The organism is Paraburkholderia phenoliruptrix (genome assembly GCF_019511605.1).
Classification (GTDB): Bacteria; Pseudomonadota; Gammaproteobacteria; order Burkholderiales; family Burkholderiaceae; genus Paraburkholderia; species Paraburkholderia phenoliruptrix_A.
Window position 1 is genome coordinate 45838 of the sequence record NZ_JAEUAV010000023.1, and the last position, 24482, is coordinate 70319.

General features: G+C 63.1%; 19 protein-coding genes. 12 read left to right on the forward strand and 7 right to left on the reverse strand.

The annotated features are described in order from the left end of the window. The first annotated feature begins 116 nt into the window (after positions 1-116). Both JNB89_RS23925 and JNB89_RS23930 read left to right on the forward strand, forming a co-directional pair. A complete protein-coding gene (locus JNB89_RS23925; protein ID WP_220363838.1) occupies positions 117-3392 on the forward strand; it encodes a YadA-like family protein in 3276 nt (1091 codons plus the stop codon). Positions 3393-3494: 102 nt separating this feature from the next. Further along, a complete protein-coding gene (locus JNB89_RS23930) occupies positions 3495-4292 on the forward strand; it encodes an OmpA family protein (protein ID WP_135892188.1) in 798 nt (265 codons plus the stop codon). 120 nt (positions 4293-4412) lie between these two features. On the opposite strand, the gene JNB89_RS23935 is transcribed toward JNB89_RS23930, so the two are convergent. From JNB89_RS23935 to JNB89_RS23965, 7 genes are all read right to left on the reverse strand, one after another. Then, positions 4413-6059 (reverse strand): tetratricopeptide repeat protein, encoded by a 1647-nt coding sequence (locus JNB89_RS23935; protein ID WP_220363839.1) that lies wholly within the window; start codon positions 6057-6059, stop codon positions 4413-4415. Positions 6060-6859: 800 nt separating this feature from the next. Beyond that, entirely contained in the window at positions 6860-8020 is a 1161-nt protein-coding gene (locus tag JNB89_RS23940) for a mannitol dehydrogenase family protein (RefSeq protein WP_220363840.1), read from the reverse strand. A gap of 25 nt (positions 8021-8045) precedes the next feature. Then, complete coding sequence (locus tag JNB89_RS23945) at positions 8046-9053, reverse strand: zinc-binding alcohol dehydrogenase family protein (protein WP_220363841.1); 1008 nt, start codon at positions 9051-9053, stop codon at positions 8046-8048. A 186-nt stretch (positions 9054-9239) separates the two neighbouring features. Then, positions 9240-10256, reverse strand: a complete 1017-nt coding sequence (locus JNB89_RS23950) for an aldo/keto reductase (RefSeq protein WP_220363842.1) — start codon at positions 10254-10256, stop codon at positions 9240-9242. A 77-nt stretch (positions 10257-10333) separates the two neighbouring features. After that, the gene (locus JNB89_RS23955; protein ID WP_013341064.1) at positions 10334-11281 is read right to left on the reverse strand and encodes an ABC transporter substrate-binding protein; all 948 of its coding nucleotides are present in this window, start codon (positions 11279-11281) and stop codon (positions 10334-10336) included. Between the two features lie 71 nt (positions 11282-11352). Then, positions 11353-12384 carry an ABC transporter permease gene (locus tag JNB89_RS23960; RefSeq protein WP_041729242.1) on the reverse strand — a complete coding sequence of 344 codons (1032 nt, stop codon included), beginning with the start codon at positions 12382-12384 and terminating at the stop codon, positions 11353-11355. After that, the gene (locus tag JNB89_RS23965; RefSeq protein WP_223216846.1) at positions 12377-13897 is read right to left on the reverse strand and encodes a sugar ABC transporter ATP-binding protein; all 1521 of its coding nucleotides are present in this window, start codon (positions 13895-13897) and stop codon (positions 12377-12379) included. The genes JNB89_RS23960 and JNB89_RS23965 overlap by 8 nt, the downstream gene beginning before the upstream one ends. Before the next feature lie 269 nt (positions 13898-14166). On the opposite strand from JNB89_RS23965, the gene JNB89_RS23970 reads away from it, so the two are divergent. The 10 genes from JNB89_RS23970 (at position 14167) to JNB89_RS24015 (ending at position 24130) form a co-directional block, all read left to right on the forward strand. Beyond that, a complete protein-coding gene (locus tag JNB89_RS23970; RefSeq protein ID WP_220363844.1) occupies positions 14167-14868 on the forward strand; it encodes a FadR/GntR family transcriptional regulator in 702 nt (233 codons plus the stop codon). A 232-nt stretch (positions 14869-15100) separates the two neighbouring features. After that, entirely contained in the window at positions 15101-16483 is a 1383-nt protein-coding gene (locus JNB89_RS23975; RefSeq protein ID WP_346656224.1) for an amidase family protein, read from the forward strand. A gap of 23 nt (positions 16484-16506) precedes the next feature. Further along, positions 16507-17388: a polysaccharide deacetylase family protein gene (locus JNB89_RS23980; RefSeq protein ID WP_135892198.1), complete on the forward strand. Its 882-nt coding sequence runs from the start codon at positions 16507-16509 to the stop codon at positions 17386-17388. A 66-nt stretch (positions 17389-17454) separates the two neighbouring features. Next, on the forward strand, positions 17455-18792 hold the full coding sequence (locus JNB89_RS23985) for an MFS transporter (protein ID WP_013341058.1): 1338 nt from the start codon (positions 17455-17457) through the stop codon (positions 18790-18792). Next, positions 18767-19567, forward strand: coding sequence for an SDR family NAD(P)-dependent oxidoreductase (locus tag JNB89_RS23990; protein ID WP_049789951.1), 801 nt, complete (start codon positions 18767-18769; stop codon positions 19565-19567). Before JNB89_RS23985 ends, JNB89_RS23990 begins: the two co-directional genes overlap by 26 nt. 34 nt (positions 19568-19601) lie before the next feature. Further along, the gene (locus tag JNB89_RS23995) at positions 19602-20360 is read left to right on the forward strand and encodes an SDR family NAD(P)-dependent oxidoreductase (RefSeq protein WP_220363845.1); all 759 of its coding nucleotides are present in this window, start codon (positions 19602-19604) and stop codon (positions 20358-20360) included. Positions 20361-20377: 17 nt separating this feature from the next. Further along, on the forward strand, positions 20378-20704 hold the full coding sequence (locus JNB89_RS24000; RefSeq protein WP_220363846.1) for a hypothetical protein: 327 nt from the start codon (positions 20378-20380) through the stop codon (positions 20702-20704). Beyond that, entirely contained in the window at positions 20688-21758 is a 1071-nt protein-coding gene (locus tag JNB89_RS24005; RefSeq protein WP_220363847.1) for a CobW family GTP-binding protein, read from the forward strand. Before JNB89_RS24000 ends, JNB89_RS24005 begins: the two co-directional genes overlap by 17 nt. A 41-nt stretch (positions 21759-21799) precedes the next feature. Then, positions 21800-22999: an ABC transporter substrate-binding protein gene (locus JNB89_RS24010; RefSeq protein ID WP_220363848.1), complete on the forward strand. Its 1200-nt coding sequence runs from the start codon at positions 21800-21802 to the stop codon at positions 22997-22999. Positions 23000-23137: 138 nt separating this feature from the next. Then, positions 23138-24130 carry a GntR family transcriptional regulator gene (locus tag JNB89_RS24015; RefSeq protein WP_223216844.1) on the forward strand — a complete coding sequence of 331 codons (993 nt, stop codon included), beginning with the start codon at positions 23138-23140 and terminating at the stop codon, positions 24128-24130. Positions 24131-24482: the final 352 nt, after the last annotated feature.

Here is a 24482-nt window from a genome sequence, read left to right on the forward strand (position 1 = left end):
GCTTTTTACGTCGCATAAATTGCGCTGACGAAGATTTCCTGTTTATCAGGCGAAGATCCATCGGTAGTAAGTGATGAATTTGAAGAAAAACGCGTCATTACCAACGCAGGTCATCCATGAATAAAATTTACCGCACAGTTTGGAATGCATCGGTTGGTGCATTCGTTGCAGCGTCGGAACGCGATAAGACACGCGGCAAAGGCAAGGGAGAGCTTTTGCTTGACCTATGTGACGGGCTCCCGCGCCACGCCACGGCAGTCCATGCGGGGAAACCGTGCGGGTCATTGGCACAAGTATCGATAGCCGTCGCGCTTGCATTCAGCGGCAGCGCGCTGATTTCCAACGATGCACTTGCGCAGTATGTCGAGATTCCGGGCACGGGTTGCACTGGCACGACCACGGCCAACGGCTTTAATGCCGTCGCTATAGGGTGTGCGACGTCGGCGTCGGCCAGCGGTTCAACCGCGGTGGGCGCCAACGTGCTCGCCGCCGGAACAAATAGCACTGCAATGGGCTATCTGTCCACCGCTTCGGCGACCGGTTCCGCAGCGTACGGCACGTCGTCGCGTGCGCTGGGGAGCAACTCCGCCGCATATGGACCGGGGTCAAACGCATCAGGCGCCACGAGTGTCGCCGTTGGGCCGTTCGCTTCTTCCAGCGGTGACAATTCGTCGGCGATTGGCGTGGGTGTGCAGGCGTCCGGCTTGTACTCGAGCGTATTGGGCTACCGGTCAAGTGCTAGCGGCACGAGCTCGATCGCCATCGGCTCGTCGGCATCGGCGTCGGCTCTGTTCGGCATTGCGATGGGCAATCTCGCTGTCTCGTCCGGCATTTCGGCTGTTGCTATTGGCCCTGGTGCAGCTGCAAGCGGCGATAACTCCAGTGCGGTAGGCATCAACTCGCTGGCCTCCGGGGTGACGAGCGTGGCAATGGGCGGTGGAGCGACAGCGAGTGCAGGCAGCGCCGCGGCGTTAGGCCCGAATGCGGCAGCCACTGCCGCTGCCGCAACTGCAATCGGTAATACATCGCAGGCGCTGGCGGCTTCTACTGTCGCGGTGGGCGACAGCAACGTCGTTGCGGCGGCTGCGGGTACCGGCTCCGTTGCCATGGGCCACAGTTCGCGCGTGCAGAGCGGGATCGGTGCGGTAGCGATCGGGGAGGGCCAGACAGTGAGCGGCAACGGCGCGGTCGCTATCGGCGATCCGAACGTGGTCGCCGGTACCGGTGCGGTGGGTCTCGGCTCGAATAACACGGTGAACGGAACCGGCGCTGTGGCGATCGGCAATACGAATAACGCGCAAGGTACAGGCTCGATTGCGATGGGCAACACATCCAGCGCGACCGGTGCCGGATCGATTGCTATGGGCAACTCTTCGAGCGCAACCGTGGTCAACGGCATTGCGCTCGGAACGAACGCAATTGCCGCCAATGCCGGCGATATCGCGCTGGGCTCCGGCTCAGTGTCGGCCGCACCTCATACCGGGGCATTCGACCTGACAGGCGGGGTCGCAGCGGGCGTTTCGCCTGTTTCGGTGCTATCCGTCGGTTCTGGCGGTGCAGAGCGCCAGATACAGAACGTAGCTGCCGGGGTGGTCTCGTCCACTTCTACGGACGCGATCAACGGCTCGCAGTTGTTCTCGGTCGCCAGTGCGAGCAATGCGACTGGAACGACAGTGGCCGGCGCCCTGGGAGGCGGGGCAACCTATACGCCGGGAACGGGCATCTCGGCACCGACTTATACGATCCAGGGCTCGACCTACAACAATGTCGGCGATGCGCTTGGAGGAGTCGACACCAACATTACCAACCTCACCAGCGCGGTCAATGGCGGCGGCATCAAGTATTTCCACGCTAACTCGACCGCTGCGGACAGCCAGGCGCTTGCGACCGACAGCGTTGCGATAGGTCCGCAGGCAGTGGCGTCCATTGCGACTGGTGTCGCGCTGGGCTCAGGAGCGGTATCCGATCGCCCGGTTCTCAGCGGGACAGGAACGATCCCTGCCGGAACCGCCGCGATCCCGTTCAACACCACTGACCGAACACTTCTCGGCGCGGTGTCCGTGGGGAACGCGACGACCAACACCTATCGCCAGATTACGAATGTGGCCGACGGCACTCAGGCGCAGGACGCGGTCACCATCCGTCAGTTGACGGGAGCGCTCTCGTCATTTGCCGTGACGGGGACACTGTACTTTCACGCCAACTCGACAGCCGCCGACTCTCTGGCCGTGGGTGCGGAATCGATCGCTGTCGGACCGACGACGGTCGTGAACGGAGATAACGGCGTAGGCATCGGAAATGGTGCGTTGGTCGACTCCACCGCGCCGGGCGGTGTTGCCATCGGGCAGGCCGCCTCGTCCTATCAGGCAGACGCGATCGCTGTCGGCAGCGGTTCGACTGCGAGCGGTGCGCAATCCATCGCCCAAGGCGCAAACGCAAGCGCGACAAACGCGGCGGCCATCGCCCTCGGTTCCGGCGCGCAAAGCTCTGGCTTGAACGCGCTGGCACTCGGTGCAGGCTCTACCGCATCTTTGGCCAACAGCGTTGCGTTGGGCGCCGGTTCTGTAACGACCGTGGGCGCGGTGAGCAACTACATCGGCTATGGACTCAGCACGCCGCAGTCATCAGTCGGCGAGGTGAATATCGGTAACCGGCAGATCACGGGGGTCGCTGCGGGCGTTGCGGCAACTGACGCGGTCAATGTCAGCCAGCTGGAGGCGGTCAATCAGCAGTTGACGAACTTGATCAACAATCAGACGCAAAACAGTGGCGGCGGATTCCCATCGACGGGGACGACGACCCCACCCGCGGCGACCGGCTCGAATTCGTCTGCGGGCGGCCAGGGCGCAGTGGCATCGGGCTCCAACAGCACGGCTGCGGGCACTGGGTCGAATGCAGCGGGCAACAGCTCGACCGCGGTGGGCTCCGGCGCCACGTCATCCGGTCAGGGTTCGGTCGCGCTGGGTGCCGGCAGTAACGATGACGGCCGCACGAACGTCGTCTCGATCGGCAGCGCAACGACGTCGCGGCAGATCACCAACGTGGCTGCGGGCACGGCACCGACAGACGGAGTCAACGTGCAGCAACTGAACTCCGCGGTCGGCAATGCGGTAGCGCAGGCGAACAGCTATACGGACAGCCGCCTGCAAGGCCTCCGGCGCGACGCCGACGGTGGAACAGCGAGCGCAATGGCGGTGGCCGGGCTGCCGCAACCGTCCGGACCGGGTAAGAGCATGGTCTCGATTGCGGCCAGCGTGTATCGCAGCCAGTCAGGGCAGGCGCTCGGTATTTCAACGATCTCGGAAAACAATCACTGGATTTACAAGGCGGCCGTGACGACGAACACGCGCAACGATTACGGCGCGGTTATCGGTGCCGGCTATCAGTGGTAGTGAAAGGCGCAATTCCAGGCAGGCGTTGACGGACCGTGCGACGGTCCGGGTGCCGCGCGACTGCGCGGCCGCCTGTCCCAACACTAGACGAATGGCGTGAACATGAAATTTCAAACTTCTATCGCTTTGCTGGTGGCCCTGGTTGCCGGGCTCACGTTGCAGGGATGCGCGACCCCTCAAACTCCGCCGAAGTTTCCAGACCCCGAGGCGGCGACGCCGGCTCACGGGACCTTTGTGAATGTTGCCAATCTGCGGAACGTGGATAAAGGCCTGAACAAAGGTCAGATGTTCGAACTACTGGGGCCGCCGCATTTTCACGAATGGTTCGTCGGTAACCATGTATGGAACTATCTGTTCAATTTCCGTCGCGGTAACGAGGTGGTCAGTTGCCAGTATCAGGTGCAGTTCGACGGTGACATGAAAGTCAGCAATACCTACTGGCGCGACCCAGCCTGTGCCGACATGGTCAAGGCTTCTGCCTCGGAGACTCAGGTGGCAAAGAAAGTCGCGCCACCGCCGCTCGAGTCGTTCTCGATGCAGAGCGAAGCGCTGTTTCCGTTTGGCAAGTCGAGCCTGGGCTCCATGCTGCCGGCAGGTCGCGCGCAACTCGACGCGGCCATCGCAAAGATCCGCACGCACGACGAGCTGACCAACATCGAGGTGGTCGGCCATACCGACCGTATCGGACCCGAGTCCGTGAACCATGCGCTTTCGGTCGCGCGTGCCGAGACCGTCCGTCAATATCTGGTCAGTCATGGGTTGGACGCACAAGTGATTCACGCGACGGGCGTCGGCTCGAGTCAGCCAGTCACTCAGTGCCCGGACGGTGAAAGTGCGGCGGTGATCGCATGCTTGCAAGCGGACAGGCGAGTGACAATCACTGTCTTTGGCCCACGGTGACTCTGGCGCATTGTTCAGTTGCGGGCGGACGGCGTGTGAGCGGCTGCACTGTCGACATGACGGCGATGGCTGCGTCACGGCCGTCCGCTCACTGCGGAATGTCGACGCCTTGACCAAACTTTAGTGCGCTGGTGGGTTCGATCGCGATGCCAGCGCGCTCAGATCTTGTGCGACCTGGTCGAGGACCGGCCCCCACCGGCCGAACGTCGGCTGCCTGTACAGGGTGGCAGTGGGATACCAGCAACTGTCGCTGCGGTTCAGCAACCATGGCCAATGGGGATTCGTGTCGAGAAGCACCCATGTTTTCCGACCGATGGCCCCGCTCAGATGGGCTACTGACGTGCAAACTGTGATGACCAGATCCAGTTCGCCGACGAACGCGGCAGTGTCGTCGAAGCTCGTGAGCCAATCTGTGTAATCGGTGACGGCAAGACCGGCGGCGCGCATCGCCGCAACGTCATTCGCAGCGCCCGGTTGCAATGAGTAGAACGCTACGCCGTCAATATCATGTAGCCCGCGTGCATATCGTTCCCAGCCCACACTGCGAAACGCGTTGCGTTGATGCCCTGCGCTGCCAGTCCACGCTAGCCCGACCTTGAACCTTTTCTCTGCGTTAAGACGGTCGCGCCACACCGCGCTAGCGGCGGGGTCGGGCCGCAGGTAGGGTACAGCCGAAGCAAACGTCTCTGCGCCCGTGCCGAGCGCGAGCGGTACGCTCAGCAGTGCGATCTCGTAGTCGAAGCTGGGCAGACTGTCGAGATCGCCACCGCAGGCATATTCGTCGACGTGCGCACCGAGGCTGCGATGAAGAAGCGCTTGCATCTGTGGATACGTGTTCCAGACGACGCGGCCGCCTTCGTTATGGACCCGCGCCGCCAGCGCCGGAATGTAGCGCGAGAACTGGAGCAGATCGCCCATGCCTTGTTCGCCCCAGACAAGCAGCGTCTTACCGTCGAGCGGTTCACCTTGCCATTGCGGCCGGGAGAAGGTTGGGCGATTGCCGCGCATCTCGGACGATCCGTGCCAACGTGCTTCGTGTAGCTGCCAGCCCTCGTCGTAGTTGCCTTGCAGAAGTTGCAAGGTTGCAAGATTAAAGCGCAGCGAGGCATCGTCCGGGCAACGTTCCAATGCTGCCTTGGTGTAGCGTTCTGCCTCGTCCCACCGTTGCGCCTCTTTCAGCGCAAGGGCGTAGTTGTTCAATGCCAGTGGGCTGTCGGGAGCAATCTGCAGCGACATGGCGCCTGCTTGCAACGCTCCGTCAAGGTCGAGTGCGAGGCGCCGCACGCCTGCGAGGTTGATCCAGGGATTGCTGTCTTGCGGGTTGGCCTTTATCGCACTTTCGAGCAGTCTGATTTCTTCGGTCAGATCGCCCCCCGCCATTCTGAGCGCCACGGCAAGGTTGTTGCGTAGCTGCGCAAGGTCGGCATCGATCGCTAATGCGCGACGGTACGGCTCGAGCGCGTCGTGATTCCTGCCCGCCACTTGCAGCGCATAGCCGAGATTGAAGTTTGCCTGCGCATTATCTGGCTGAAGCTCGGCCATTGCGCTGGTTAGTGCAACGGCTTCTGCGTGCCGCTGTTGCTGGCCTAACGTCACCGCCAGAGAGCCAATTGAACCGTGGTCGAGATCGTAAAGATGCGATGCCGCCTCTAACCAGATGGAGCGCGCTTCAGGGTTATTCTTGCGCTGCGCGGCCAAGGCGTTCTTCAGAAAGGCCAGCAGCGGCTGCAGCAGTGGAACGGACAAATCGAAGGATGAGCAGGGCATTACGTTAGGTGCCGGTATCGGACAGCCGTGATTGGCTTTTATTCATAGCAGGACGTGGCCCGCGACAGTTCGCAACAGCTCCTTGGCCGGAGTCATTCTAACCGGAGAATTGCGCGTATTTGCGAGGGCGCTCCTGCAAGTGTTCATCGCGAGGCGACTGTGAGCGCAACGACTCGTCCCGTTGCAGCTTATATACCCTGGCGTCGGGTATGCGTTGCTTTACCTCGCGGTATGGCGGCGTGGCTTCGTCAGCTACTCGCCCCTGAAACGGGCGGTTTCACGCGCGCGCCCATTTAATATAGCCTCCGACGGCCTGATTTTCGAACTCGACGTCCCCGAACCGAAGGTCCAGAGTATCCCCGTTAAGAGTGCAACTGCGGATCGAATAGCCATTTCTGTCTTCCGGGTTACGTTGGCTTGAGCCTTCAGCGCTGATCATTCGCGCGCGGTTTTCTCGGATGCTGCGTTAGAAGTGCACAGCAAGCCATGAACGAGCGGCATGGAAGTTTGCAGTCGAGACGGTTGAGAAAGATCCGCTCAATACGGCTCGGGACTCGGCCAGCGCACGGCCTTGGAGCGACGAGCCCAGTGTAGCGGCGGCCATTTCGGCAGTTTATGAACAATTGTCACGGGAGGCCGGGGGCTTTCGAGACCGGAGGCTTTCGGATGCAGGGCTGCAACTAGCTAGCTGAGCCCCACGGTTCGGCCGGACGAGCATGCGGACCAAAATTGCATGCCGCGGGCATAGGGCGGCAATAAGTCAGCGCCCGATGGAAGACCCGTCACTTCGACGCACTACTTCACCGCGCATCCACCGTCCCTCTGGACATGGCGAGCCCATGTCGCGCAACCAGGTCGCGCAAGCGCGTCTGCGCGAATGCAACGGCCATCGAATCGGCCAAGCCGATAAGCGGGACGATGCGCCGCCGAACCTTCTCGACATGATTGCCGGCAATGTCGGACAGGCGGTGATCGAGGTACGGATTGAGGAACCGCTCGCGCACGCTCGCGACATAAGCCTCGGCGCGCTCGCGCAAACCCATTGCGTCGAACACGGGCAACACTTCTTCCGTCCATACGGCCTCAAGACTCTCGCGCAGCGCCGCATCGTTCATCGCATCTGCTACCGTTTCGGTGGCGCTTCGGCCTTGAGCGAGCCATTGATCGGCGAGCCACGTATGCCCCAGATTGAGGAAGAACAGCTTCTGCTGTTCGTAGCTGCGCAAGTCGTCGGTAACGACAATGTCTTCATGCAGGCAGGGCAGCTCCATGCCCTTGCGTCGCTCGATGGCCCACAACGCATACGGTTCGGCCACTGCGCCCACAGGCTGCAACGGTTCCGACACGATCCGGTCCACAAGCGAGTTCACCCATATGCATTGCTGCGACAGGTAATCGAGGAACAGCGCGGGCTGCTGCCAGTCCTTCGCGAGGCCAATCACCAGATCGCGCAGAGTGTCGGCGTTGCGCGTGACGAGTTCGCACGGAAGCAAAGTGACGCCGCTATCCGGACGCACGCTCCAGCGTGCGTGCAGCAGGGCGAGCAGCTTGGCGGGGAAGCTGCGCGGCACCTGTTCCGGCTGGGCGAGCAGGGCGGCCGAGTCGCGCTCGTCGAGCCGGTAGCCAGCATCGCCGGTATTCGACACGATCACCCGTACGTCGTGGATCGCGGCATGGCGGATTGTCGCCCAGTCTCGGTCGGCGATCCATGCTGCTTGCACGGCGCGACATTCAATGACCTTGTCCACGATCTCGCCGTCCTGCCTGCCGCGAATCATGACTGGATAACTGCCCTGGCGGTTCAGCGCCGCAATGCGCGCTTCGCTCGCGGGGTTGCTGGTCGTCTGCACGACGCTGATGCCGCCGAGCGCGTCGCCGCGCTCCAGCGCCTGCGAGACAAACAGCGCGACGTGGGCCTGAAGGAAGCGGCTGGTGCCGAATTGGAGAATCGGTTGCGTCATCTGGAACTGCTCCGGCGGTTGCGTCTTAACATTCGACCAGCGCTTTGACGACGGTCTGTCCCGGCTCCATCAGCTTTGGAAATTCGGTAGGCACGTCGGCAAGACTCATCCGGTGAGTGTTCAATGCCTTGTCGGGAATGCGGCCCGCGCGCATCGCCTCCAACACGGTTTCGAAGTCTTGCGCGGTGGCGTTGCGGCTGCCGAGCAGCGTCGCTTCGCGCTTGTGAAACTCGGGGTCGGAGAACGTCACTTCGCCCGGCACAATGGAGATCAGTACGTATTTGCCGCCGTGCGCAATGAACTCGAAGCCACGATTCATCGCCTTGATATTGCCGGTCGCGTCGAACACGACGTCGAAGAACTCGCCGTCCGTGAGCGCCGACAGTTCGGCGGAGTCGGCCGGCCCGATTGTCACCGTCGACACGCCGATGTGCTCCGCGCAAAACGCGAGACGGTCGGCGCGCGTATCGAGGCAGGTGACGACCGCGCCGCGCAGCTTGGCGAACAACATCGCCGCCATGCCGATAGGACCCGCACCTACGACGAGAACGCGCTGGCCGGCCGACACATCGGCGCGTCGAACGGCGTGGGCGCCGATCGCGAGGAATTCGAGCATGGCCGCCTGGTCCAGCGTCACGCCTTCGGCCTTGTGCACGAACTGCGCGGGCACGGATAGATACTCGGTCAACGCTCCATCGCGATGCACGCCGAGCACCTTGATGTTCACGCAGCAGTTCGTCTTGTCCTGCCGGCACGCTATACACGTTCCGCACGACAGATACGGCATCACGTAGACAGCGTCACCGGGTGCGACGTGTGCGCCAGGTTCGGCTTCGGCGACGATGGCGGACAACTCGTGCCCCATCACGCGCGGATACTGCAGGTACGGCTGGTTGCCGGTGTAGATATGCATGTCGGTCCCGCAGATTCCCACGCGGCTGACGCGCAGCAGCACTTCGCCGGGGGCGCGGCGAGGCGGTGTGCTGTCCTGGTGGCGCAGTACGCCGGGCGATTCGCAGATAACGCTGAGCATGGTGACGTCCTCAAGATAGGGCTGGTCGATCGCCGGACGGCTGATCGATGGAGTAGAAACTGCGAGTAGGGCTCGACGGCAGCCACGTCATGCACGGCAACGGCTTGCGGGCACAAACGCGGGCGCAGGCGACCTTCGGCAACGCGGCCAGCTCGCGTGTCGCGGCATGCCACGTGGCGCTCCAGGTCACGCGCAGCCCTCCGGCACAGGTGACGCTTCGTCGAGCAGGCCGTCGCGTTGCAATGCGTGCCAAAGCTGCCGCGGAATAGGCGCTTCGAGCCACGTGATGTTTCTTTGCAACTGGTCGATGCTGCGCGCGCCCACCACGCACGAAACGACGGCGGGATGCGCGAGCGGAAACTGAAGCGCCGCTGCGGCGAGCTGGACATCGAAGCGCGCGCAGGCATCGGCGAGTCGCGCAACTTTGCGCGCCACGTCGGGCGGCGCGTCGCCATAATTGAATTTGCCGTTGCCCGCCAGCACGCCGGAATTGAAGACGCCCGCGGCGACGATGCGCGTGCGCGTGCCAATGCATCGATCGAGCAAAGGCGTGAGGGCGTGTTGTTCGAGCAACGTATAGCGGCCTGCCAGCATCACGAGGTCGAGATCCGCTTCCTGCATCGAGTCCGCGGCGACTTGCCATTCGTTGACGCCGAGTCCGATCGCCGAGACGGCTCGCGAATCGCGCAGTTGCGCAAGCGCACGAAATCCGCCGCCGCGCGTCAATTGTTCCCAGTAACGTGCGTGCGCATCGCCATGCGTGGCAGCGCCGATGTCGTGCACATACAGCACGTCGATCGTGTGCATGCCAAGACGCTGCTGGCTGTCCTCATACGAGCGCATGATGCCGTCGAAGCTGTAGTCGTAATGAGGCCGGAAGGGCAGGGGCTGCGCCCATCCGTCGTCGCCTGGGCGAACCGTGTCGTCGGGTCGCATCAAACGCCCGACCTTGGTGCTGAGAACGAAAGCATGGCGCTCGCGTGCCTGGAGCGACTGCCCGAGGCGCCGCTCCGACAGCGTATAGCCGTAGAACGGCGCCGTGTCGAAGTAACGTATGCCGGCGTTCCACGCCCCGTCGACCAGCGCATTGGCATCGGCCGTCGACATCGGCCGGTACAGGCCGCCCAGTTGCGAACAGCCGAGCCCTAGCGTGGTGAGCGTCAGTCCGCTGCCTGGCAGCGCGTGCGTTTCAGTTGCTTTCATCGAAGATTCGGTGCTGGGAAAAGATGCGGGCAAACGGCCGTTGCTGTGCTGACTGCCGGCCGTCGCTTGCCCGTTTCTTAATAGAGGACGTTCTTTGCTTCGGACGAGTCGAGGTTCTGCTTCTCGACCAGCAACACGCCGGTGTCTACCTGCTTGGGTACGGGCTTGCGCTCAATGACGTTGACCAGCGTCTGAATACCCTTGTAGCCCATCTGATACGAGCTTTGCACCGCGATTGCCTGGATCGTGCCGTCGCGCACGAAGCCTTGCAGGTCCTGGTTGCCGTCGAAGCCGATTGCAATCACCTTGCCGCCCTTGCCTGACTGTTGCAAAGCGCGCCCCATGCCGACGGCAGTCGGTTCGTTCGCGCCGAAAATGCCTTTGAGGTCAGGGTTCGCGGAGAGCACGTCGGTGGTCTGATTCAACGCGTTCGCCATCTGCGACTGCGAATAGAACGGGCCTACGATCTGCAGCTTCGAATGCGCGGCGATGTATTTGCGGAACCCGCCGACGCGGCCAATCTCCGAGCCCGCGCCCGGCACGTACGACATGACGGCGATCTTTCCGGTCTGGCCGACGCGGTCGATCATCGCCTTCGCACAGAGTTCGCCAGCTTTTGCGTTGTCGGTCGACAGGAACGACTGGTAGTACTGCTTGCCCGAGTCGGAGACGGTCGAATCGATCAGCACCACGGGAATGTGCGCTTCCCATGCTTTCTTCATTGCCGGGACGAGGGCGTCCGGATCGGACGGCGCGAGCACAATGCCGGCGACGTGCCGGTTCACTGCGTTCTCGACCATGTTGACTTCATCGGCGATAGCGGATTCGGCGGCCGGGCCCTGGAACGTCATCGTGTAGCCCTTCGCATCGGCCATTGCGGCGGTGGCGCCTTTCTGCACGTTCTGCCAGTAGTTGGAGTTCGCCGTCTTGACGATCACTGCAATCTCGCCGCCGGCAGCCTCTGCGTACGCGCTGAACATTGCGCACATCGCGACGGCTGCGCTCAGGATGCTTAGCTTCTTCATGTCTCACTCCTTTGATTGTGGTTTGCGGTTTTTTCCCACGCGGTCCACGCGTGGCATGTGCGCGTTGCTGGTTACGACTTACGGTTGCGAAGCTGATCGATCCACACGGTGCCGAGAATCACGACACCAATGATGATCTGCTGGATGAAGCTGGAAACGCCGTTCATATTCAGGCCGTTGCGCAGCACGCCGATCACGAACGCGCCGATGGCCGTGCCGGAAATCGTGCCGACGCCGCCCATCAGCGAGGTGCCGCCGATCACCGCACTGGCGATGGCGTCGAGTTCGTACATCACGCCTTCGTTCGGCTGCGCGGTCACGAGTCGCGACATCAGCACGCAGCCTGTAGCGCCGGCGAGCAGTCCCGACAACACGTAGGTGAAGAGCTTGACGCCCTGCACGTTGACGCCCGACAGCCGCGCGGCTTCCGCGTTCGATCCGACTGCGTAGATGTGCCGGCCGAGCGACGTGCGCGACAGCAGCACGGAGACCGCGACGAACAGCACCACCATGATCACGACGGGATATGGAATGCCCGGAAAAACGGTATCGGGAAAGCCGTCGGGTCCGATATGCGAGATCTTGAAGAGCGCGCCGTTGCCGAGTTCGCCGAAGGCGTCGCCGAGTCCCGAGACGGGGCGTGCGCCGGTGATCTGCAACGCGACGCCGCGAGCGACCAGCATCATCCCGAGCGTCGCGATGAAGGGCGGCAGTCCCATTCGCGTGACGCAAATGCCGTTGACCCAGCCGCAAGCGGCGCCCACCAGCATGCCGCCCAGCATTGCCACCGGTACAGGCACGCCGGCCTTGACGAGCAGCGCCGCCGCGACGCCGGAGAGCGCGAGCACCGAGCCCACGGAGAGGTCGATGCCGCCGGTAATGATCACGCAAGTGGCCGCGACGCCGAGGTACGCGATCGACGTCACCTGCAGCGCGACCGTCATCAGATTGCCGACGGAAAAGAATGCGCTGCTCGCCAGTGAGAACGCGACGATCAGCACCACGAGGCTGCCGAGTGCGGCGAACTTCTGGATCAGGTCACGACGACGTTGGCGCGCCTGCCGCTCGATGGCCTGCGTCTGGTCGGAGGTCATTTCAAGCATGGCTTCTCCCTGATGCATAGTGCAAGATCTCCTGCTGACTGGTCTGTTTGGTGTCGAGGACGGCGGTGATGCGGCCTTCATGGAATACGGCGATGCGATCGGTCATGCCGAGCAGCTCCGGCAACTCGGAGCTGATGAGCACCACGCCGACGCCATCCGCGGCGAGCCTGTCCATCAGTCCGTAGATCGCGTATTTCGCGCCGACGTCGATGCCTCGCGTCGGCTCGTCGAAAAAGAGAATGCGCGAGCCGCGATACAGCCATTTGCCGATCACGATCTTTTGCTGATTGCCGCCGGACAGATTGCGGGCGACCTGTCTGACTGTCGGCGTGCGGATGCCGAGATCGCGCACGTAGCGCTCGGCGACCGACGCCTCGTCTGCAAAGCGCAGAAAACCGCGTGAGGAAACGCCGCCGATGTTGGCGAGCGTGATGTTGGCGGAGACGGTCATCGACAGCGCGAGGCCGTCTTTCTTGCGGTCTTCCGACAGATACGCAATGCCGTGGCGGATCGCCTCGCGAGGCGAGCCGATCGACACCGGCGTATCGCCAAGCATGATGGAGCCCGAGTCGGGCCGCTCCGCGCCGAAGATCGCGCGAGCCACTTCGGTGCGGCCCGCGCCCATCAGGCCCGCAAAGCCGAGAATCTCGCCCTTGCGCAGATCGAACGAAAGGGGGCCGAACGTGCCGGTGCGCTGCAGGTCCTGCACGCGCAGCAGGATGTCGTTGGTGGGTACGGATTCGCGCGGCGGATACGCGTCGTCGAGCGGGCGCCCGACCATGCGCGCCACGATTTCATTGATGGTGGTCGCGGCAAAATCGCTCGTTGCAATATGACGGCCGTCGCGCAGCACGGTAACGCGATCCACGATCCCGGCCATTTCGTCGAGGCGGTGCGAGATATACACGATCGCGACGCCATCGGCACGCAGCTCCTTGATGATGCGAAAGAGCTGGGCCGTCTCGGTCTCGGTCAGGGACGACGTGGGTTCGTCCATGATGAGCACGCGTGCATTCAGTGACAGCGCTTTCGCGATCTCCACCATCTGCTGTTGCGCAATCGAGAGCGCCCCCACCAGCGTCGTGGGCGACACGTTCAGCCCAATGCGTTGCAGGCATTGCCGTGCGTCGGCGTTCAGCTTGCGGTAGTCGACGAACGGTCCGCGCTTGGGCTCGCGCGCCAGGTAGATGTTCTCGGCAACCGACAGGTGCGGCACCAGGTTCAGTTCCTGGTGAATGATCGCGATGCCTGCCGCCTGTGCCTCGAGAGCGGACGCGAATTGCACCGGCTTGCCCTGGTAGGTCACGACGCCGTCGTCCGCGCGGTACTGACCGCTGATGATCTTCATGAGCGTCGATTTGCCGGCGCCGTTCTCTCCGCAAACCGCGTGAACCTCGCCCGAGCGTATATCGAGATTGATTCCGTCGAGCGCAACGACGCCCGGGAAGCGCTTGCCTACACCCTTGAGTTGCAGAATGTCTTCGCATTCCGGCGGCTTGGGCTCGCGCTGCATGCTGTGCTGTGCCAATTGCGTCTCCATTTTTTTCGCGGCTCTGACGTTACGTTGCCGGGGGCGCTCACCGGCTGGTCTGTCCAATCTGGAAAGCATTAGAGCGGAACCGCGTGTTACTGGTCAAGCCAATTTGATGAATCGAGAGGTGGTCAACCGCTAAGGAAAACCCTGGGCGGTCTGTATGGCCCGCCGTTAAAGGCTTTGGGCCGCTGTGCTAGTATTTGTGACCGGTCCGTTTTCGCGGGCCATTCACCCAATCCCTTCGTCCAATGAAGCAAACCGAGCCAAAGCGGCTTTACCAATCTGTCGCTGCCCAGATTCTTTCGCTGATCCACCAGCGCGAACTGGCGGCGGGCACGCGCCTGCCGCCCGAGAGGGAACTGGCCAACACGCTGGGTGTGTCGCGGCCGTCGCTGCGCGAAGCGTTGATCGCGCTGGAAATCGGCGGGCAGATCGAAATACGCATGGGTTCGGGCGTTTATGTGCGGGACCCCGAAGAGGGTGACGACAGCACGGTGCCCGCCTTGGGCGAAAGTCCAACGGAGCTGATGCAGGCGCGAATGGCGGTGGAAGGTTCGGTGATCGTTCTGGCCGCGGGCAAGCTGTCGGCGGCCACGCTCGACAAGCTGCGCCGCACGGTCGAGCGCATGAAGCGTCTCGCGGCCGCGGGCAAATCGCCCGTGGATGCAGACCGGCAGTTTCATATGCTGATCGCCGAGACGGCGGGCAACTCGGTGCTAAGCCGGTTCGTCGCCGAAATGTTCGACAGCCGGCATGACCCGATCGCCGCTGCGATTCGCGACCACTCCGAGAGCCCGCAAACCTGGTCGGCGGCGGTCCGGGAGCACGAGGAGATTCTCAAAGCCTTGCAGGCGGGCGATCCGATTGCCGCTCAGACGGCAATGCGCAGTCACCTGAAAGCCTCAGGTGAGCGGTGGATTACGGATGAGTTGCTCCGGCAGTTAGGCTGAGGTTTGGCTGAGTCAGCCGTGCGGCGGCGGCTGCGCGTCCACTGCTTCCGGGCGCTCCCGCATCCATTGTTCAGCGCTGAGACGCCACATCGCCAGTACTTGAGCTAGCCGCGCGGTGCGACCGCCTAGCTCAGCGTGAATGACAGCAACCAGGGGTTTTCCCTGTGTTGCTGTTTTTTTTTGTCCTGCCCAATGTAAACGTATGTTGTCAACGATATACATTTAATTGGGTGTGAAAGTGACTTTTCATCCGTCGGACAAACCCAGCGCAAGCGACCTCGTTGCCGCATTCAAGGACGGCTCAGCCGACGCCGAAACCGTCGCGCGCCAGTCGGTGGCGTACGCCCGCACGTGTAACGCGGCCTTCATCTCGGTCGACGAACAACGGGCGATTGCCGAGTCGCGCGCCGCCGCGGCCCGCTGGCGCGAAGGCCGCCCGGCCAGTGCGCTCGACGGCGTGCCCATCGCGTGGAAGGACCTGTTCGACGTGGCGGGCAGCGTCACCACGGCCGGCTCGGCGTTGTATCGCGAGCGCGCGCCAGCAACCGGAGATGCGCCGCTCGTTGCCGCAGCGGCGCGCGCCGGGCTCGTCTGCATCGGCAAGACCAACCTCAGCGAATTTGCGTATTCGGGGCTCGGGCTCAATCCGCATTTCGGCACGCCGTTCAATCCCGCATTCGACGCAAGCGTCGCGGACGGTGGCCATCGGGTGCCTGGCGGCTCGTCGTCCGGTGCGGCCGTTGCCGTCGCAACCGGCGTCGTGCCGATCGCCGTCGGCACCGATACGGCGGGCTCGATCCGTGTGCCGGCCGCGTTCAACGGCCTCGTCGGCTATCGCGCGAGCAGGGCACGCTATGCGCAGCAAGGCATGATCGGGCTGTCTGAATCGGCCGATACCTGTGGCCCGCTTGCCCGCACCGTGGCCGACTGCGCGGCGTTCGACGCGGTTGTAGGCGGCCGTGACTTGCACCGCGCACTCGACGATCTGCGCGGGCAGCGCTTCGTGGTGCCGACCGGATGGCAACCGCGTTTTGCGGTGACTGAGGAGGTCGGCGCGGACTTCATGCGATTCATCGCGCGTCTGTCGGAGGCCGGCGCGCGCGTCGACGAAGTCAAGGTAGGCGCTTTCGACGCTGCCTGCGACCTCATAGCCACGCGAGGATGGTTCGGCTCGCTGGAGGCGTTCGAGCGCTATCGCCGCGTACTCGACTCAGAGGCCGCCGCATGCATTGACCAGCGGGTTCGCACGCGCCTCGAAATGAGCCGGGACGTGCCGACATCGCGCCTTGCCGAGTTGCTCGAGGGACGCGCGCGTCTGATCGGCCAATTCGGCGCCGAGCTGGGCGATGCCACGCTGCTTTTGCCCACTGTCCCGCATGTCGCGCCCGAATGCGCGCCTCTGGAAGCGGACGCCGAGCGTTTCGCCCGCGTCAATCTCGCCACGCTTTCAATGACGATGCCCGGCAGCTTCCTCGATACCCCCGCGTTCGCAATGCCCGCAGGTGCCGACGCGGCGGGCTTGCCCACCAGCGTGCAACTGATGCGCGCTCAGAACGACGACGACGCGCTGATCGCGCTTGCCCTGACCGTGGAACGGACGGTCGCCCCGAACTGATTCCCTCAAAGGAGAAACTCAAGATGGCAAAGGAAATTCTGGTCGCATTCGGTATCGACGTGGATGCGGTGGCGGGATGGCTCGGTTCATACGGCGGCGAGGATTCGCCCGACGACATTTCGCGGGGTCTCTTCGCCGGCGAAGTCGGGTCGATGCGCCTGCTCAAGCTGTTCGAGCGCGAGAAGCTCAAGACGACCTGGTTCATACCAGGCCACTCGATCGAGACGTTTCCCGAGCAGATGAAGGCGGTGGCCGACGCGGGCCACGAGATCGGCATTCACGGTTACAGCCACGAAAATCCGATCGCGATGACGCCCGAGCAGGAAGAAGCCGTGCTCGACCGCAGCATCGAACTCGTGACGAAGCTGAGCGGCAAGCGGCCGACTGGTTACGTCGCGCCGTGGTGGGAGTTCAGCAACGTGACCAACGAGTTGCTCGTCAAAAAGGGCATCAAGTATGACCACAGTCTGATGCACAACGACTACCACCCGTACTACGTACGAGTAGGCGATTCGTGGACGAAGATCGACTACAGCAAGCATCCCGACACCTGGATGAAGCCGCTGCAGCGCGGTCACGAAACCGATCTCGTCGAAATTCCGGCGAACTGGTACCTCGACGACCTGCCGCCGATGATGTTCATCAAGAAGGCGCCCAACAGTCACGGCTTCGTCAATCCGCGCGACATCGAGCAGATGTGGCGCGACCAGTTCGACTGGGTGTATCGCGAGCACGATTATGCGGTGTTCCCCATCACGATCCATCCGGATGTATCCGGCCGGCCGCAAGTGCTGCTGATGCTGGAGCGCCTGATTGCGCATTTCCGCCAGCACGAAGGCGTGCGCTTTTGCACCTGTGACGAGATTGCCGACGACTTCCTGCGGCGTCAGCCCCGTCAACCCTGATTTCAACGCAGTCAACCGACAAGAGTCCCGACCATGTCCACTCCGCAGCTCCAAAGGAGCGCCACGATGAAAGAGAATCCGCTGTCCGCCTCCGGTTTCAAGCTGGAGCAGATCCTGCCGTCCGATGTGAAGCGGGCGACCGTCGTCGCCTTCTTCGCGTGGGTGTTCGCTGTGTATGACTTCATCCTGTTCGGCACGCTGCTCCCTGAGATCGGCAAGCACTACAACTGGGACGCGGCAGCACAGGCGGAGATCGCCACGCTGGTCGCCATCGGCACGGCGGTCATCGCGTTTGCGATAGGGCCTTTACTCGACAGACTCGGACGCAAGGCGGGCCTGCTGTGGACGGTCGCGGGCGCGGCGTTGTGTTCGGGGCTTACCGTGGTGGGCGGCGCAATGGGACAGGTGCCGCTCGTGCTGATCCGCTCGCTGTCGGGCTTGGGCTATGCCGAGGAAACCGTCAACGCGACCTACCTCAACGAACTGTATTCAGCCGCCAACGATGCGAAGCTCAATCGCAACAAGGGCTTTATCTACAGCCTCGTGCAAGGCGGCTGGCCGATCGGCGCGCTGATCGCTTCAGGACTGACTGCTTTGCTGCTGCCGCGGATCGGCTGGCAGGGGTGCTTCATCTTTGCGACGTTTCCCGCCATCGTCATTTTCTTCATGACGCGGCGGCTGAAGGAAAGCCCCCAATTCCTGCTGCACCAGCGTATCAAGCACTTGCGCGAAGGCGGGCAGGACAGCGAAGCGCGCACCCTGGCGAGCGTTCATTCCGTCGATTACGAGGAGCACAGCCGCGCGGGCCTTGCCGAAGCATTTCGTGGCAGCGCACTGCGCGCGACGCTCGTGCTGGGCGGCGGCATCCTGCTCAACTGGTCGGCGATTCAGGTGTTCAGCGTGCTCGGAACGACGGTGCTGACGCGCGTGCATAACGTGTCGTTCGAGAACTCGCTGCTGATTCTCGTGCTGTCCAATGTGATCGGCTATTGCGGCTACCTGTGCCACGGTTTCATCGGCGACAAGATCGGCCGGCGCAATACGCTCGCAATCGGCTGGATGCTCGGCGGTCTCTCGTTCGCGGCAATGCTGTTCGGTCCGAGCAGCGCGGGCGTCGTGGTCGCGCTGTATAGCCTGGGTCTGTTTTTCCTGATCGGACCGTATTCGGCGGCGCTGTTCTTCATCGGCGAAAGCTATCCGACGGCCATTCGCGGCACCGGCAGTTCGATCGTCCACGCGATGGGTCCGATCGGCGCGATTCTCGCCGGCGTGGGCGTCACGTGGATGCTGAACCACGGCGGCGACTGGCTGCACGCGGCGCTCTGGTTCGGCGCGGTGCCGTGCTTCCTGTCCGGCGTCCTTATCTTCTTCGCGCGGCATGTCGATCCCGCCAGAACCAAATAACCCAAGTGGAGGTTTTTTCGTGAAAGTAGCTTTGGTAACCGGCGCGGCGAGCGGCATTGGACAGGCGCTCGCAGTGGCCTACGCGCAAGCGGGCGTGGCGGTGGTGGGCGGGTACTTCTCTCGCGACGCGCACGATCCGCGCAGCACCGAGCAGGCCGTCGAGCAGGCGGGCGGCCAGTGCCTGATGCAGGCAGTCGACGTCACGTCGGCCGATCAGGTGGAGGCCTTTGCGTTAGCGGCAATGGAACGCTTCGGCCGTATCGATTACGCGGTCGCCAACGCCGGCCTCTTGCGCGCAGCGCCGCTCACGGAGATGCTCGACGAGCAGTGGCATCAGATGCTGGACGTCGATCTCTCCGGCGTGATGCGGACCTTTCGGGCAGCGGCGCGCCACATGCAAGACGGCGGGGCGATGGTCGCCGTTTCGTCCATCGCGGGCGGCGTGTACGGATGGGAAAACCACACACATTATTCGGCTGCCAAGTCGGGGGTGCCCGGCTTGTGCCGCGCCGTCGCGATGGAGCTCGCGCCGCGCGGCATCCGCTGCAATGCCGTGATTCCGGGCCTGATCGAGACGCCTCAATCGCTCGATGCGGTCAATTCGCTCGGCCCCGATGGTCTGCGCGAGGCGGCCAAGGGCATTCCGCTTGGACGCGTCGGCAGGCCGCAGGAAATCGCTTCGCTGATCCGCTACCTGACGAGCGACGACGCTTCGTACATTACCGGGCAGTCGATCATCGCAGACGGCGGTCTCACCGTGCGGTGGCCAGGCTGAATTTCGCCCACACCTACACAGGGAAATTTTCGAAATGGCATCAATGTTCTCACTCGACGGCCGCCGCGCGGTCGTCACGGGTGCTGCGAGCGGCATCGGCGCCGCCATCGCGCTGGCCTATGCGCAAGCCGGCGCACGCCTCGTGCTGGCTGATCTCGACGAGAAACGCCTCGCGGCTCACGCCGACGCCTGCCGTGCAAGCGGCGTACAGGTCGAGACGATCGTCGCCGATGTTGGTGACGAGTCGGGCGCACACGGCATTGTCGATCGCTGCATCGCGGCTTACGGCGGCATCGACATCCTCGTCAACAACGCGGGCATGCTGACCCAGGCGCGTTGTACCGACCTGACCACGCAGATGTGGGATGAAATGCTGCGCGTCGATCTGCGCAGCGTGTTCTTGTGTTCGCGGCGCGCGCTGCCGTCCATGACCGCGCAGCGCTTTGGCCGCATCATCAACGTGGCGTCGCAACTCGGCATCAAGGGCGGTGCGGAACTCGCGCACTATGCCGCGGCGAAAGCCGGTGTGATCGGCTTCACCAAGTCTCTTGCGCTCGAAGCCGCGCCGGATAACGTGCTCGTCAACGCGATCGCGCCGGGTCCCATCGAGACACCCCTCGTGGACGGAATCAGCGCATCATGGAAGGAAACGAAGTCGAAGGAGTTGCCGCTGCGGCGCTTCGGCCGTGCCGAAGAAGTCGCGCCGACGGCCGTGCTGCTTGCCTCCGATCCGGGCGGCAATCTGTTCGTCGGGCAGACGTTAGGCCCGAATTCCGGCGACGTCATGCCCTGAGCGGCGAGGAGCAGACAATGTGCGGCATGTGCGGATTGCTCGGCGGCGGACGTCACTGGTCCAATTCAGTCGCGCCTGGTGAAACTGCCGGCGCGCGACGGCAGCGCTATGTGCAGGTCGCGCATGCGAATCGCGTTCTTGCAGCTTTCCGGCTCAAACTGGCGGATTTTCACGGGCAGTCCTTTGTGCTGTCTTCGCCCACCGGCGCGCAGATCATTGTCGAGGACTTCATGCAGATCTGGAAAGCCGCCGAAACGATGCTTGGCCGTCCTCTCGATCCGCTGACGCTGTTCGCCGACGAAGAAGAGCGCACATCAAGGAGCACACATGAGCCTCGCTTATGACGTGATTCCGGTGACAATCGTCACAGGCTTTCTTGGCAGCGGCAAATCCACTTTGCTCGCCGATGTCCTCAAGGGCGACGCCGCGCGCGACACCGCCGTGCTCGTCAACGAGTTCGGCGAAGTCGGGCTGGACAACCTGCTGATAGGCGAGCTCGACGCGCAGACCGTGCTGCTCGATAACGGCTGCGTGTGTTGCGCGATACGCGGGGAACTGAAAGATGCGCTTGCCACCCTGTTTTCACGGCGCGCGCGGGGCGAAGTGCCCGCGTTTTCGCGGGTTGTGCTGGAGACGACGGGGCTCGCAACGCCGGCGCCTATCGTTGCAACCCTGCTCGGCGACCCCGTGGTGTCGAGCCATTATTCGGTCGGTGCGATCGTCACGGTTGTTGACGCCGTCAACGCCGGCCAGCAGCGCGCACGGCATGCGCAATGGCTCGCGCAAGTGACGGCTGCCGATCGCATCGTTGTCAGCAAGGTGGACCTCGTTAGTCAGGCCGCACTCGCCGGGCTGGAGCGATCGCTTGCCGAACTGAACCCGGCTGCAAGCATCGCACGCCGTACATGCACGGACGACGCCGCCCTTGTACTGGATTCCGCGTCGAACTCGCACGATTTCGCAGAATTCGTGCGGCGCACGGGTAGCACACGCACAGATGCAACGCACGCGGTCAATCCCCTCGCGCGGCTGAACGCAACGCCTGCGCACCGCGATGAACTGGCAGCGCTGAGAGCCTTCTGCATCGAGTTCGACGAGCCTCTGGACTGGCCGGTCTTCACCCTGTGGCTGACTATGCTGCTCAACCGGCACGGTGATAACATCCTGCGCGTCAAGGGCATTCTGGCGCTCGCCGGTGCGACGCAACCAGTCGTGATACATGCTGTGCATCATCTCGTGTATCCCATCTTGCATCTCGATGCCTGGCCGGGCGACGGCAAGCATGAAGCGCATCGGTCGCGTCTGGTCTTCATCGCGCAAGGTTTCGAAGGCGACGCGCTTGCCGATTCTTACCGGCGTTTATGCCGGCATCTTCAAACAGCGGAAGCGATAGCTTGAAACCTGCCAGTTCTGCCAGTTCCAGTCGATCTGCGCCTGCCGTGCAATCGTCCAAGGTCGAATTGCGTGTGCTGGGCACCACCGTCACACTCCAGGAGCACATTCGCAAGCGGGCGGAGCAGGACCTGGGTATCCGCCTGCGCTTCATCGTTCAGGACGGCGGTGCCGTGCAGCGCGACGGCGCGATGCACCCGGACCGCTACGAACTCTATGACCAGTGGTTCCACAGCCTCGACTGCCTGTGGCCGACGCACGCGCTGCAGCCCATCGAACTGGCGCGCATTCGCCGTTGGGACGAAGTGAATGCGCTGCCGCGCACGGGACGCATCGGTCAGGCACCCGAGCGGGGTACGACGGGTAGAACCGGCGCTGCGGGCTGCACGCCCGCCGACCGGCTCTACGTGCAGGAGGACGGGTCGCTCGGCCAGAAGCCGAGCCCGCATGTCAGCATGCTGCCGCTCACGCACAATGCGGACAGCTTCGTCTATCTGGAAGATGCGTTGCCCGCTTCGCTTGCACAAGGAGAGGAGAGCTGGGCCTGGCTGCTCGCGCCAGAACTGGCGGGACGCGTCGCATTGCAGGCAGATGCCGCCATCGGCGCAATCGACGCGGCGCTCGCGGTCCAGGCGAGCGGCCTCATGCGCTTTGACGACATTGGCAATCTCAGCATCGAGGAAATCGACGGACTGATTGCAATCCTCATCGACTTCAAGCGGCGCGGGCACTTTGCGGGGTTCTGGTCGAGCTTTGCCGAGGCCGCGCAATTGATGATCGCGAATAAGGTGGCGATACAGAGCATCTGGTCGCCGGCCACCGTCGAACTGGAGCGTGCGGGCCTCAAATTCAGGCTCGCGCGGCCGCGTGAGGGCTACCGCGCGTGGTTCGGCGGAATCGGCATATCGCGGCTCGCCCACGGCCGCGTGCTGGACGCCGCGTACAAGTATCTGAACTGGTGGCTGGAGGGCTGGCCCGGCGCGACGGTTGCCCGGCAAGGCTTCTACATTTCCAATCCGGAGCGCTCGCGCGAGCATATGAAGCCCGACGAGTGGGCTTACTGGTACGATGGAGCTCGCGCTTCGACGGATCTTCCCGGCCCTACCAGCAAGCATCTCGTGCCTGCGGGCCAGGTGCGGGACGGGGGCAGTTACGTTGCGCGCATGAGCCGGATTGCGGTGTGGGATTCGGTTATGGATGAGCATAACTACCTGGTGCGCCGCTGGACCGAGTTCATGAGGTCCTGAAGGCGCTTTCGTACGACGATGACAAGACGTGCTGGCGTTCTCCAACCTTCCAATACAGCGAAGGCCAAACATCGGCCGGCCGCACCGCGGGACGCGGTCCCGGTCGATGCAACCGGTTCTGACAATCGAGTCGATACGTTGACCGAAGCCGATAGCCGGCTGCGCTATCGTGTGATTCACGATCAGTTGAAATCGGCCATTGCGCTCGGAAAAATTCCGCCGGGGCTCGTGCTGCTCGAAGGACCAGTCGCGCGCATCTTCGGCACGAGCCGCGTGCCGGTGAGAAAAGCGTTTGAGATGCTGCACGCAGGCGGCCTTCTGGTGACCTTCGAAGGGCGCGGCTTTCTCGCTGCCAGCCCCGACGGCAGCGTGCCCGAGCCGCTGCGCACGCCGATTTCCGAAGACATGCTCGGCTTCGATCGTCCGCCTGAGCCCCTCGATATCCCGTCGAACAGTGAACGCATTTCCGACTCGCTGGAGTCCGCGATTTCGCTCGGCATCGTGTTCGGACATTTTCGTATCGACGAAAGCATTGCGGCCGAATCATTTGGTGTGAGTCGCGGAACGGTGCGCGAGGTGCTCAGCAGACTGCGTGATCGCGGTCTCGTCGAGAAGTCTGCTTACTCCCACTGGCTTTGCGGACCGCTTACAGCCCGCGCGGTGCGCGAAGATTATGAACTGCGTAGATTGCTCGAGCCGGCTGCACTGGCAGCAAGTGCGCCGTCGTTGTCCAGAGCACAGCTGGAGGCGGCGCTCGAGGAGGTGCAGGGCGCTATCGCGCGCCCCGAGTCCGTCGATGCAGGCGCGCTATATCGTCTGGAAGCGACGTTGCATCAAACGCTGCTCGCCGGTGCTCCGAATCGAAAGTTACTTGCAGCCATCAGCCATGCGCACATTCCGCTGATCGTGAACCACGCGTTTTACGATGCGTTCGGGCTTCATCCCGAGACGAGCATGCTGCTCGAGCATCGCACGGTGATCGAGCTTCTTTTGCGCGGAGAGTTTGATGCGGCGGCGAGGGCGCTTGCGCAACACCTCGAGCATGGAGAGGCGCGCACACGTCAGCGGCTGAAAGTGCTCGCCGTGCTGCCCGAGCCTGATTTGCCCGGGTATATGCAGCGGATTGCGTGAGCGTCACTGAACGAATCGGCGGCGAGGCCCACGGGCACATGCCGCTGATTGCGTCCGCATCGTCGCTACCAAGGCTTCCGACGTGCCACGCGCAATCCAGCGCGCATTGCGCCGCGAGCCCCGAGCGTATCCATTGCACAGCGGTTACCTCCGGGCGATAAGGCCATCCAGTTGCATGGCCGATCACTTCGCCATGCCCCCGCAGCAGCCGGAAAGCGGCCTAAAGTTTTCTAAAATTCTTCCGTAATACTGGGAGGCCCCTTTTCCTGTCGACGCTGCCGCCCCACGCTGCAGCGTGTCCGGCCAGGTAAGGCTTGATTCGTGCCGGCTTCCGGCATTGGTCGCGTCGCAC